This is a genomic window from Streptomyces sp. NPDC057271, from assembly GCF_042668715.1.
In the GTDB taxonomy this organism is placed as follows: Bacteria; Actinomycetota; Actinomycetes; order Streptomycetales; family Streptomycetaceae; genus Streptomyces.
The window spans coordinates 33,587-45,869 of the sequence record NZ_JBHUYJ010000064.1; the positions used below are offsets into that span (position 1 = coordinate 33,587).

At 72.7% G+C, this 12,283-nt stretch carries 11 protein-coding genes; 4 read left to right on the forward strand and 7 right to left on the reverse strand.

Going from position 1 to position 12,283, the window contains the following annotated elements; all coding sequences use genetic code 11:
• Nucleotides 1-42 precede the first annotated feature (42 nt).
• Together ACFUJR_RS25770 and ACFUJR_RS25775 are read left to right on the forward strand one after the other, a co-directional pair.
• Nucleotides 43-2,472, forward strand: a complete 2,430-nt coding sequence (locus ACFUJR_RS25770; protein ID WP_383167181.1) for a discoidin domain-containing protein — start codon at nt 43-45, stop codon at nt 2,470-2,472.
• A 215-nt stretch (nt 2,473-2,687) separates the two neighbouring features.
• On the forward strand, nt 2,688-3,476 hold the full coding sequence (locus tag ACFUJR_RS25775) for a TIGR01458 family HAD-type hydrolase (RefSeq protein WP_383167184.1): 789 nt from the start codon (nt 2,688-2,690) through the stop codon (nt 3,474-3,476).
• A gap of 192 nt (nt 3,477-3,668) precedes the next feature.
• Here the strand turns inward: ACFUJR_RS25775 and ACFUJR_RS25780 are convergent, their stop codons facing one another.
• Both ACFUJR_RS25780 and ACFUJR_RS25785 read right to left on the reverse strand, forming a co-directional pair.
• Nucleotides 3,669-4,121: an SRPBCC family protein gene (locus ACFUJR_RS25780; protein ID WP_383167187.1), complete on the reverse strand. Its 453-nt coding sequence runs from the start codon at nt 4,119-4,121 to the stop codon at nt 3,669-3,671.
• A gap of 196 nt (nt 4,122-4,317) precedes the next feature.
• Nucleotides 4,318-4,800, reverse strand: coding sequence for an Lrp/AsnC family transcriptional regulator (locus tag ACFUJR_RS25785; protein WP_383167190.1), 483 nt, complete (start codon nt 4,798-4,800; stop codon nt 4,318-4,320).
• 312 nt (nt 4,801-5,112) lie between these two features.
• Here ACFUJR_RS25785 and ACFUJR_RS25790 point away from each other — a divergent pair, with 312 nt between their 5' ends.
• Complete coding sequence (locus ACFUJR_RS25790; RefSeq protein ID WP_383167201.1) at nt 5,113-6,615, forward strand: FUSC family protein; 1,503 nt, start codon at nt 5,113-5,115, stop codon at nt 6,613-6,615.
• A gap of 32 nt (nt 6,616-6,647) precedes the next feature.
• Here ACFUJR_RS25790 and ACFUJR_RS25795 read toward each other — a convergent pair whose 3' ends face one another.
• Nucleotides 6,648-7,073: a hypothetical protein gene (locus ACFUJR_RS25795; RefSeq protein WP_383167192.1), complete on the reverse strand. Its 426-nt coding sequence runs from the start codon at nt 7,071-7,073 to the stop codon at nt 6,648-6,650.
• Nucleotides 7,074-7,160: 87 nt separating this feature from the next.
• Between ACFUJR_RS25795 and ACFUJR_RS25800 the strand changes: the two genes are divergently transcribed.
• Entirely contained in the window at nt 7,161-8,216 is a 1,056-nt protein-coding gene (locus ACFUJR_RS25800; protein ID WP_383167195.1) for a lactonase family protein, read from the forward strand.
• 137 nt (nt 8,217-8,353) lie between these two features.
• Here ACFUJR_RS25800 and ACFUJR_RS25805 read toward each other — a convergent pair whose 3' ends face one another.
• The 4 genes from ACFUJR_RS25805 to ACFUJR_RS25820 form a co-directional block, all read right to left on the reverse strand.
• Nucleotides 8,354-9,277 (reverse strand): sirohydrochlorin chelatase, encoded by a 924-nt coding sequence (locus ACFUJR_RS25805; RefSeq protein WP_383181228.1) that lies wholly within the window; start codon nt 9,275-9,277, stop codon nt 8,354-8,356.
• An 87-nt stretch (nt 9,278-9,364) separates the two neighbouring features.
• Nucleotides 9,365-10,342, reverse strand: a complete 978-nt coding sequence (locus tag ACFUJR_RS25810; RefSeq protein ID WP_383181232.1) for an N-acetylglucosamine kinase — start codon at nt 10,340-10,342, stop codon at nt 9,365-9,367.
• On the reverse strand, nt 10,339-11,016 hold the full coding sequence (locus tag ACFUJR_RS25815) for a uracil-DNA glycosylase (RefSeq protein ID WP_383181235.1): 678 nt from the start codon (nt 11,014-11,016) through the stop codon (nt 10,339-10,341). The genes ACFUJR_RS25810 and ACFUJR_RS25815 overlap by 4 nt, the downstream gene beginning before the upstream one ends.
• A 34-nt stretch (nt 11,017-11,050) precedes the next feature.
• Nucleotides 11,051-12,193, reverse strand: a complete 1,143-nt coding sequence (locus ACFUJR_RS25820; RefSeq protein ID WP_383181238.1) for a WD40/YVTN/BNR-like repeat-containing protein — start codon at nt 12,191-12,193, stop codon at nt 11,051-11,053.
• Between the last annotated feature and the right edge of the window lie 90 nt (nt 12,194-12,283).

Below are 12,283 nucleotides of genomic sequence, written 5' to 3' on the forward strand. Positions count from 1 at the left end.
ACGCCCAGCACCCCCACCCCTCCCGCTGGACCGGAGTATCGGATGAGACGACACCTCCCCCTGCTGACGGTCGCGGCGCTCTTCGCCGCCCTGCTCGGCCTCACCCCCCATACCTCCGAGGCGCGCGCCGCCGCCCCCGCCCCAGCCCCCGCCGCCGGCGACCAGCCCTACGCCTCGTACTGGCACCCCGACACCCTCCTGAACTGGGATCCGGCCACCGACCCCGACGCGAGGTTCAACCGCTCCCGCGTCCCGCTGCGGCCCCGAGTCTCCGACCCGGCGCTCAAGGCCAACCCCAACGCCCGGGCGGGCGAGGGGAAGATCGCCGCGCTCGTCTCCTTCGGTCCCACCTCGGACAACCCCTCACAGGGCTCCACGAACCCGCACTACTACGCCTTCGGCCACTGGCAGTACATCGACAAGCTGGTCTTCTGGGGCGGTTCGGCCGGCGAGGGCCTGATCCTCGCCCCCAACGCGACCGTGATCGACGCCGCGCACCGCAACGGTGTCAAGGTCTACGGCACCGTCTTCTTCCCGCCGATCGCCTACGGCGGCCAGATCCAGTGGGTGCGCGACTTCGCCCGGAAGTCCGGCTCCACCTATCCGGTCGCCGACAAGCTCGCCCAAGTGGCGCAGTACTACGGCTTCGACGGCTGGTTCGTCAACCAGGAGACGGCGGGCGGCGACGCGGCCCTCGCCACCGAGCTGCGGAACGAGATGCGGTACGCCCGCTCCCTCGGGCCCGTCGAGTTCATGTGGTACGACGCGATGACCGAGTCCGGTGCGGTGACCTGGCAGGACTCGCTGACCTCCGCCAACGACGCGTTCCTGCAAGAGGGTTCGCAGCGGACCTCCGACTCGATGTTCCTCGACTTCGGCTGGAGCGCCTCCGGGCTGAACTCCTCCCGTACCCTCGCCCGGAGCCTCGGCCGCAGCGAGTACGAGCTGTACTCCGGAATCGACACCGAGGCGAACGGACACAACACCTCCGTCCCGTGGGGATCGGTCTTCCCCGCCGGCCGGCCGCACGTCACCTCGCTCGGCATCTACCGGCCCGAGTGGACCTTCACCTCCTCCACCGGCCGTGCCGACTCACAGGCCCGCGAGGCCCGCTACTGGGACGGCGCCAACGGCGACCCGTCGAACACCACGACGACCTCGGCGTGGAAGGGGCTCGCCCACTACGTCCCCGAGTCGTCGCCCGTCACCGCCAAACCCTTCGTCACCTCCTTCGGTGCCGGTCAGGGCGACTTCTTCCACTCCGGCGGAGTACGGGTGTCGTCGGCCGGCTGGAACAACCTCTCCCTCCAGGACGTACCGCCCACCTACCGCTGGCTCGTCACCTCCGGCGGCTCCAGACTGACCCCCTCCATCGACTTCGCCGACGCCTACGAGGGCGGCTCCTCGCTGCGTCTGACGGGCACGCTCGACGCCGTGAACACCGTCCGGCTCTACCAGAGCAGGCTGCCGGTCGCCGCAGGCACGAGACTGTCGGTGGTCCTGAAGACCCCGGCCGCGGGGCCCACCCGCCTGAAGGCCGCGATCGCCTTCACCGATGCTCCGACCATCTTCACCACCCTCGACCTCGGCTCGACCACCACCACCGGCTGGGAGCGCAAGACCCTCGACCTGTCCGCCTTCGCCGGCCGGACCATCGCCCAGATCGGTCTGCAGGCCGCGGGCTCCGCCCCCACGTACGACATCCGGGTCGGCCAACTCGCCGTCCAGGACGGGGCCGTGGACACCGCCGCCGCCCCGACCGGGGTGACCGTCCTCGGTGCCAGCGACGTCGGCGCGGGAGCCAGGTCCCTGCGGCTCGCCTGGACTCCCTCGGCCTCCGGCTCCGTCCACCACTACGAGGTCTACCGGCGGAACGCCGACTCCACCCGTACCTTCCTCGGCGCCACCCCCAACGACGCGCTCTTCGTCCCCCGGCTCGACCGCGCCGGTACGGAGACGTCGACGACGCTGGAGGTCGAGGCCGTCTCCACCGAGTACGGCCGCTCGCCCGCCGCCACCACCACCGTCAGCTGGTTCCCGGGCGCCGAGTCCAACCTCGCCCTCGGCCGTCCGGCGACCGCCTCCGGCCAGTGCAACACGAACGAGGCGCCGGCCAAGGCGGTCAACGGCTCCGTCTCCGGGGGCACGGCCGACAAGTGGTGCACCACGATTTCGGCCAAGTGGCTGGAGGTCGACCTCGGGGCGGCCCGGAGCATCGACCGGCTCACGGTGAAGCACGCGGAGGCGGGCGGGGAGAGCGCGTCCTGGAACAGCCGGGACTTCACCCTCCATGTCCGCGGCTCCACCGCGGACCCCTGGGCGACCGTCGCGACCGTCACCGGCAACACGGCGGCCACGACGACGCACGCGGTGAGCGCCACGGCACGCTACGTGCGCCTGCAGATCGCCCGGCCCACACAGACGAGCGACCCCGCCGCACGGATCTACGAGTTCGAGGTCTGGGGGTCTTGACGACGGCGAAATAAGGAGGAAAATCCCTAATACACCAGAAAACCAGAGCGAGCCGCACTCGTCGGTGAAGACGTTCGCCGACCCGCGTGACCCACTCGCTGGCTCTGGCCAGGCCCCCGGCAGATCCTCCCGGAACTCAGGCCTTTCGGCGACGACCGAGACGTCCGAGTGCGGAGACGGACTACCGGGGACTGCATGTGTGGAGGTTCCTCCCCGTGCCCCGTATCGAAGCGGTCCTGATCGACATCGACGGTGTGCTCACCGTCTCCTGGAAGCCGCTGCCGGGCGCCGTGGCGGCCATGGAGCGACTGCGGGAGAGCGGAGTTCCGCTCGCGCTGGTCACGAACACGACCTCCCGCACCCGCGCCTCCCTCGCCGCCACACTGGCCGGCGAGGGCTTTCCCGTGGCCGCCGACGACATCCTGACGGCGCCCGCCGCCACCGCCGCCCATCTGCGGGAGCACCACCCCGATGCGCGATGCCTGCTGATCAACACCGGGGACGTACGGGACGACCTGGCCGGCCTGACGCTCGTCGAAGAGGGCGAGCGGCCCGACGTGGTCGTGCTGGGCGGGGCCGGCGAGGAGTTCGGCTACGCCACCCTCAACCGCGCGTTCCGTCATGTACGGGACGGTGCACGGCTGGTGGCCATGCACCGCAACCTGTACTGGCGTACCGCCGACGGCCTCGATCTGGACACCGGGGCCTTCCTCCTCGGACTCGAACGGGCCGCCGGGGTCGAGGCGGCGATCACCGGAAAGCCGTCGCCGGCGTTCTTCGAGGCCGCCCTCGCGCGCGTCGGCACCGAGGCCGCCGCCACCCTGATGGTGGGCGACGACATCGAGTCGGACGTCCTGGCCGCCCAGCACTGCGGGATCACCGGGGCCCTGGTGAAGACCGGAAAGTACCTGCCCGAGACCCACCGGGCGGCGTCGGGTGCGCCGGACCATGTCCTCGACTCCTTCGCCGATGTCCCGGCGCTCCTCCGAACGAACGATGGTTGATCGTTTCCGCAGGTCAGTGATGGTGTGTGGGTGATCGTTCCGGGGGAGAGCCGGGGAGGCCGGAGGCTGCTCCGGCCCTCACCGCCGAACGAATGGGAACCGTCCATGCGCCTGCGCGCCCTCCATCCGACCGCGCCCCGGGGCGGCGGGCGGGGTCGGATGGCGGGCGGGGTCAACGGGCGGCGGGCGGGGTCAACGGGCGGCTCCCGCCTCCAGGATGCCCTTCAGGTTCTGCTCGTTCCGGGGCAGCTCCTTGCGCGTGTGCGGGCGGACGACGAGCGGGACGAGCATCTTGCCCTTCCCGTACCCCTCGAAGTCGAGGGAGATCGTCAGCCGGGAGTGGGTGCCGTCGTCGATCGGCTCGATCCTGCCCTGGACGTCACCACGCACGGGGCCGTCGATGCCGTGGAGGTGCCAACTTCTGGGCGGATCCATGTCGATGACCTGCATCGTCGAGACCATCTCGTGCCGTCCCATGCGCCGGGTCACGGCGACCTTCGAGCCGACGCGGAGCGGTATGTCGCCCAGTGGCCGGACCGAGACGGCGCTCTCCTGCCAGTCGGGCAGATGGGTGGGATCGGTCACGTAGGAGAAGACCTCCTCGGGGCGGCGGGAAATGTCAATCGATTCCTTGATTGCGGACATTTCGCCCTCTTTGCTGAGTTCTGCGCATGTGTGTTGTCGCTTCATACAAATGATCCCATGTGCGGGCATCCGGCGCCATCAGCCGCGGTGGGCGCACCCGGGTGTCAGCGTGTCCTGGCCGACGGGTCCGGCCGCCCGGCGCCGCGTGCGCGGTGAACTCCGCCTGACCGCCCGGGGCCGCGTCTTGAGCACCACGTCAGCCCTTGCGGGCCGATGCCCGCCCCACCGACTCCACGAGCGGCAGCAGTCGGTGCGGCACGCGCTCGCGCAGCGCCATCTCCGTACGGGTCCTGACCACGCCCGGTAGCTGGATCAACCGCTGGATCACGTCCTCCAGGTGCCCGTTGTCCCGCGCCACCACTCGCGTCAGGAGATCGCCGCCGCCGGTGATCGAGAACGCCTCGACGATCTCCGGCACGGCGGCGAGCGCGTCGCCGACCTCGTCCAGATGTCCCTGGGTCACCTCGATGTGCACGAACGCGAGGACGGGGTGACCGAGCGCCGCGGGGGAGAGGACCGGACCGGTCGCCGTGATCACGCCGTCCCGCTCCAGCCGGTCGATCCTGGCCTGCACCGTTCCGCGGGCCACTCCGAGGATCCGCGCGTACTCGCGCACGCTGGTGCGCGGCTGCTCGATCAGGAGGCGAAGGATCCGGGTGTCGAGCTCGTCCACCGCCATGGTCCGTTGGCTCCCTTCTGGCTGTACCAGTCCTGCCTCGACTGTACCAATGGACCAGTCTTGGATGCGTCGGTTGAGCCAGTGGGTGCCCAGGTGTTTTCCTCTGGGAACAGCAGTGAAGACATGGCGCCGCGCGAGCGCCGGACCGGCGACGAGGCCGGTGACCGGACCGCGGCGCCTTTCCCATGTCCTGAGGCCGCCACAAGCAGGCCGGGGCACGAGAAGACGCGAAGAGGGTGTGTGTACGGCAGCGGGGGCGGAACTACCGTCGTGAAGGACCTCCGGGCGACCGGTCGTCGGCTGGTCAGGCTCGTGTTCGTGGCCCCCGATCCGGGCCGCGTCCGGCTGCGCGTCTCCTCGCGTGCCGTCCTCGCCATCGTCCTCGCCGTCGCCGCGTCGGAACTCTGCGGACTCTCCCTCACCGCCTCGATCACCGGCGGTCTCGCGGCCCTGCTCGCGCTCTTCACCGTCGCCGACCCCACCGTCCGCCGCCAGGCTGTGACGACGGCGCTGCTTCCCGCGGCCGGCTTCCCCGTCCTGGCCCTCGCGACCACGCTGCACAACGCGCCGCTGCTGCGTGACACCTCCTGGCTCCTCGTGATCTTCGCGGGCGTGTACGCGCGCCGCTGGGGTCCCCGCGGACACGCGCTGGGCATCTTCGCGTTCATGATGTTCTTCGTCACCCAGTTCCTGCACGCGCTGCCCGCGCAGCTGCCGGAGCTGTACGGGGCGGTGGCCCTGGCTCTCGCCGCGGCGGGGGCGGTGCGCTTCGTGGCCTGGTGCATCGAGCGGCGCGTGCCGCCGCCCGCCGCGCCCGCACAACTGCCGGGCCGCGGCCTCGACCGGCCCACGACTCGGCAGGCGTTCCAGACGACGGTGGCCTGCGCGGTCGCGCTCGCCGCGGGTCAGTTCATCTCGCACGAGCGCTGGTACTGGGCGGTCGGCACCGCGTGGTGGATCTTCGTCAACACCGCCTCCCGCGGCGAGACGCTGGTCCGTGGCTTCCGCCGGGTCGTCGGAACGGTGACCGGCATCGCCGCCGGATTCCTGATCGCGATCCCCCTGGCGGGCGCGCCCGCTCCGACGGCGGCGCTGGTCGCCGTCTGCGTCTTCGGGATCTTCTACACGGCCCCGCTCTCGTACAGCTGGATGATGTTCTTCGTGACCGTCATGGCGGGGCTTCTGTACGGGCTTCTCGGGGTGCTGCACCCGGGGCTCCTGGTGCTGCGCTTCGAGGAGACGGCGGTGGGCGCCCTCGGCGCGGCCCTCGGCGTGGTGCTGCTGCCGGTGACCACGCACGCGGCCACCAACGCGTGGATCGAGCGCGCCGTGACCTGCGTCCACACCTGCACCACCGCGGCGGCACGGCGGCTCGCCGGCGACCCGGAGGCCGACCCGGCCCCGCTCGCCGCCGAGCTGGAGGTCCTGCTGGGCCGCGCCCGGCTCTCACTGGCGCCCCTGGTCCACCCGCTGAGCCCGCTGCGGGCCCGCAAGGCGCGCGCCCGCCGCGTGCTCGCGCTGCTCGACGACTGCGCCCGCGAGATCCGGGGCCTGGCGGCGGTCGCCACGGACCCGGACGCCTCGCACGACGCCCGGCTCGCCGCGGCGGCCTGGCGGGTCGAGGCCGCCGTGCACGCGCTCGTCCCCCCGGCCGCCCCTGCGCACCGGGCTACGGTCGAGCCGCAGGGCGCACCGACCCACCACCCGGGCGCCGAGGCCGCCCTCGGCCACCTCCACGGCCTGGAAGAGGCCCTGGTGGCCCTGAAGGCCCCCGTCCGCACGTCTCCCGGCGCTCCGCTGGTTCCGGCCGCCTGAGGCCGCCGCGGGAGGCGGCTTCGGCCCGGTGGTCAGGTCGCGGCGGGGACACGGCCCGCCGCCGCGACCTGTGCCATGGTCCGGAGCCTCGTGAAGTACGCGGCGTGGTACTCCGCGTTGATCAGGGGCGCGGTCTCGTCGAGGTCGGCGATGCGGCCCCAGAGGCAGGTTCGTGACGGCGACGGTCGCGGACTCGTACCGTCGTACGAGTGCCGCACGCGTTCACGCGAGGTCTCCAGCACGCTCATGACGCGCATCGAAGCGTCACCTGGCAGGACCAGGTCCGCGACCGGGCCGTGCATGTCCGCGTGGTCGAGAACGACACCGCGGGCGCGCGGGTCCGGTACGGGCCGAGGGAGCGGGCTGGACGGCGGCAGGACGTTCACCGGCGCCGTCTCGTCCGGTGCGGCCCGCCCGTGCCAACGCCTTCGCCCGCGGCGACGGTCGGGTCGCGACATGATCCAAGTTGGTCTAGACCGCCTGCTAACGTCGGCCCCGACCGCGGGGCCGTCGGACGACCGCCCCCAGCAGCGAGGGGAGACGCCATGAGTGGGGCAGACGTGCGTGGACCGGGGCGGGCCTTCATCGGCTCCTTCACATCCGCGGGGGGCCGCGGCATCCTCACCGCCGAGGTGGACCCGGACACCGGCGCCCTCACCGTCACCGGCGCGACGGACGTCCTCCCCGACCCCTCCTACCTCGCCCTCGCGGGCCCGGTCCTCTACGCCGTCTCCGAGGCCGAGGAGGGCGCCGTGGCCGCCTTCGACGTCTCGGGCGTCGTGCCCCGGCCCCTCGGCGCTCCCGTGGCCGTGCGCGGCGCGGGACCGACCCACCTCGCCGTCGTCGCGGGTCATGTCCTGACCGCCAACTACACCTCCGGCAGCGTCACCGCCCTGCCCGTCTCGGTCGACGGGTCCCTGGGCGACCCCGTCGCCGTCGCCCTGCACGAGGGCTCAGGGCCCGTCGCCGACCGTCAGAGCGCCCCGCACGCCCACCAGGTCCTTCCGGCCCCCGGAGGGCCCTGGGTGGCCGCTGTGGACCTCGGCACCGACTCCGTACGGATCTACGCCCTCGACGCCGTCTCGGGGGCGCCGAAGCCGCACGGCGAGACCCCGCTCCGTCCCGGCACGGGCCCGCGTCACCTCGTATTCCACCCCGCGGGGACCCACGCCTACGTACTGAACGAGCTGGAGCCCACCCTGACGGTCTGCCGCTGGGACCCCACGACGGGCACCCTGGAGCCGCTCGGGGAGGTCCCCGTGGTCGCCGGAGGAGCCACGGGGCCGGAGTACCCCTCCGCGATCGTCGCGTCCCCCGACGGCCGCTTCCTGTGGGCCGCCGTGCGCGGTGGCGACTCCCTCGCGGTCCTCGCCCTCGACCCGAGCGGAGAGAAGGCCGAACTCCGCGCCACCGTGTCCTGCGGCGGCCACTGGCCGCGCGACCTCGCCCTCGACCCCTCCGGTCGGCGGCTGTACGCGGCGAACGAGCGCTCCGGCGACGTGACCTGGTTCGACCTCGCCCCGGAGTCCGGCATCCCGCACCGCGCGGGCTCCGTCGACGCCCCGGCGGCCTCCTGCGTGGTCTTCCGGCGTCTGCCCTGACCCCGGCGCCCCGAATCCCGGCGCCAGGGCACGGGCTACGGCGACAGGGCGATGCGAATCGGGGAATCGGGGAAACGGCGAAACGGCGAAGGGCCCGCCACCGGTCGTGTCCGGTGCGGGCCCCTCGCCGTGTCCGCTCAGTGAGCCTGGGCTCCCTGCGGCTGCTGCGGCGCGATGCCCAGCGCCGCCGTGTACTGCGACAGCACCAGCTTGCCGATCGCCGGGTACGCGCCCAGCGGCTCGGCGGCGGCGCAGCCCGCCTCCCTGGCGGCCGCGTCGAGCAGGCCGTCGGCCAGCTCGGGACCGATCAGGTACGGGGCCAGCGCCAGCTGCTCCGATCCGGAGCCGCGCAGCTGCTCGGCGATCGCGGTGATCGAACCCTCCTGGTCGAGGGCGGCGGCCATGACCGGCACGGCCAGGCGCGCGGCCAGCAGCATGCCGGTGATCCCGGCGGCCTGCACGGCCTCCTCGCCGCCGACCGTCGCGAGGACGATGCCGTCGGCGGCCGTGGCGACCGTGAAGAGCCGCGCGCGGTCCGCGCGGGCCAGACCGGCCTCCGACAGGCGCACGTGGAGCGCCTCGGCGAGCAGCGGGTGCGGACCGAGGACGTCCGTCAGCTCGGCAACGTTGCCGCTGTCCATCACGGCCTGCCGGATCCGGCGCATCAGCGCGCTGTCCGGGCCGGCGAGCAGCGGAACGGCGACCGCGGCGGGACCCTCAGGGGCGCTGGCCTCACGGCCGGCGGCCAGGGCCAGCTCGTACCGCTCGGTGCGCAGCGCCTCGGTGCGCGCCAGCACGCTTCCGAGGGTGGGGTACTCGGCGTCGTCCCCGTCCAGGTAGCCGATAGCGGCCTCCAGGCCGGGCAGCTCGGAACGGGCGATGCTCACGACCTCTTCGGCCAGCGAGCGTATGGCGGCCGACGGCACACCGGGAACAGCGAGAACCAGCGCGGGAGCGCCCTCGGGCGCCGCCACGGGTTCGGGGCGACGGTGTCGTCCTGGCTGGCGGGGTCGCGGCATTCGTACAGGCAGGCCGGAAGCAGGCCCAGTGGGGGAGCTCATGGCGCCGCATGCTACTGGTTTTGACCGCCGAGCACTGCGGTGAGGTGCAGCAGAGCGTTATCTGCCCCTCTTTGTCCGAAGCGCGGCTTACATGGTCACATGAAACAACTTCGGCTCCACCGGCAGCCGTAGCGAGTCCGTCGCCAGCGCGGCTGCGAGGGCGAGCGCTCCGGACAGCGGATCCCCGGCCGCCGACACCTGTCGGCTGTGCGGCAGTTGCTCCGCCAGCTCGGCGCGCAGCGGTACGAGCAGAGGCTCGCCCAGCTTGAACAGACCACCCGTAAGAGCCACTTCGTACGCACCCGGGGCCGGGCACACGGCGGCGGCGGCCTCGGCGACATGCCGGGCCGCCTGACGCAGGATCCCTGTCGCCACCGGGTCGCCGTCGGACGCGCGGCCGGCCACGTCGGGTGCGAACGAGGCGAGGACGGCCGGCCGGTCGGTCCGGGGGTAGAGCGCGCCCGGCAGACCCGCCACCGGGCCGAACCGCGCCTCGGCGCGGTCGAGCAGCCCGGCCGAACCGCCGCGCCGGCCGTCGTACGCGCGCATCGCGGCCTCCAGGCCGGCACGGCCGATCCAGGCACCGCCACCGCAGTCGCCCAGCAGATGACCCCAGCCGTCGGCACGGCGCCAGGTCGTCAGATCCGTACCGAGGGCGATGAGGCCCGTGCCGCCCGCGACGACGGCACCGGGCCGCTGGCCGAGCGCCCCCGCGTACGCCGTGACGGCGTCGGCCGCCAGCGCCAGGCGTCGTACGCCGAGGGCCTGCTCCAACGCGCCGGGCAGGACCGCACGCAGCTCCTCGCCGAGCGTCGCCATACCGGCGGCGCCGACGGCGAGGGCGACGACGGGCCCGGCCCCCGCGCGGACCCGCAGCGACTCCACGGCGTGCAGCAGCTGCCCGAGCAGATGAGCCGCCTCGATCCCGCCCGGGCCCGTCCGCACCGGCTCACGGGAGGCCACGGTCTCCACGGCACGCCCGTCCGAGGCGCGTGCCAGGGCGATCCGCAGCCCGGACCCTCCCGAGTCGACCCCGACGACCCAGCCCTCTCCTCCGGCCGTCACGGCAGCCGCCAGTCCACCTCCTGCGCCCCCTGACGCAGAAGCAGTTCGTTGGTGCGGCTGAACGGCCGCGATCCGAAGAAGCCGCGGTCCGCGGACATGGGAGAGGGGTGCGAGGACTCGATCGCCGGCAGGCTGCCGAGTAGCGGACGCAGGTTGCGCGCGTCACGCCCCCACAACACGGACACCAGCGGCTTGCCGCGTGAGGCCAGCGCACGGATCGCCTGCTCGGTCACCGCCTCCCAGCCCTTGTCGCGGTGCGCCCCGGGCTTCCTCGGCGCCGTGGTGAGCGCCCTGTTGAGCAGCAGCACCCCCTGGCGGGTCCACGGGGTCAGGTCACCGTTCGAGGGCCGCGGAAGCCCCAGATCGGTGTGCATCTCCCGGAAGATGTTCTCCAGGCTCGGCGGCAGCGGACTCACCTCCGGCGCCACCGAGAAGCTCAGCCCCACCGCGTGCCCCGGCGTCGGGTACGGGTCCTGTCCGACGATCAGGACCCGTACCTCGTCGAAGGGCTGCTGGAAGGCGCGCAGGACGTTCGCTCCGGCGGGCAGGTAGGTACGCCCTGAGGCGATCTCCCGGCGCAGGAAGTCGCCCATCGCGGCGATGTTGTCGGCCACCGGCGCGAGCGCATGCGCCCAGCCCGGCTCGACGATCTCATTCAACGGTCGTGCTGCCACGGCCGTCACTCTACTGGCGCAGTGCCGTGTTCTCTCACCCGATCACCGCCGCCCGTACGCAGAGCACATCCGGCAGATGCCCGGCCAGGAGCCGCCAGCTGTCTCCGTCGTCGGCGCTGGCGTACACCTCGCCGTTGCGGTTGCCGAAGTAGACGCCCGCCGGGTCTCCGTCGTCCGTGCACATCGCGTCCCGCAGTACCGTGCCGTAGTGGTCGCCCTCGGGCAGCCCCGCGCTCAGCGGTTCCCAGTGCTCCCCGGCGTCACTCGTACGGTAGACCCGGCAACGGTGGCCGGCGGGCACGCGGTCCGCGTCGGCGTTGATGGGGAACACATAGGCCACATCGGCCCGATGGGGGTGTGCGGCCACCGTGAAGCCGAAGTCGGAGGGCAGACCGCCGCCGATGTCGGTCCACTTCCTGCCCGCGTCGTCACTGCGGTACACCCCCCAGTGGTTCTGTAGATAGAGCCGGTCCAGGTCCCCGGCGTCCTGCGCGATCTTGTGCACGCACTGGCCGAACTCCGGGTCCGGATCGGGCAGGAAGACCGCCGACACACCCTGGTTGGAGGGGGCCCAGCTCGCCCCGCCGTCCCGGGACCGGAACACCCCGGCCGTCGAGACCGCCACCGTCACGGCCGCCGGGTCGCGCCGGTCGGTGACGATCGTGTGCACGGCCTCGCCACCACCGCCGGGCACCCACTGGGACCGGGTGGGGTGCTCCCAGAGCGGGCGGACCAGCTCGAACGACTCCCCGCCGTCCTCGGATCTGAAGAGGGCGGCGGGTTCCGTCCCGGCGTAGACGACGTCGGGGGAGTGCGCGGGCGCGGGGTGCAGCTGCCAGACGCGCTCCAGCGAAGCGCCCGTGTCCTGGGGGAACTTGACGGCCGGCTTCGCGGGCTCGGTCCACGTCGCGCCGAAGTCGTCGGAGTGGAAGACGGACGGACCCCAGTGCGCACTGTCCCCGCCGACGAGCAGCCGCGGTGTCGCGCGCCGCGTGTCGATGGCCACCGAGTAGATCGCCTGCGCGTTGAAACGGGGTTCGTCGAACTCCCACCGGCCGTCGCGCCGTCGGCCGATGAACAGACCCTTGCGGGTACCTACGGTCAGTACTACGTCGGGCATGGCCGACACCTCCAGGACGCCGTTGTCGCGGATACGGGCCAGTCTGCACCCGACCACTGACATTGATGCTGATACTCAGGTCCCGGTGGTCGTGGCTCTGCCACTGACTGACGCCCTGCTGGGCTGTCTTCCCGCTGTTCTGTCCGG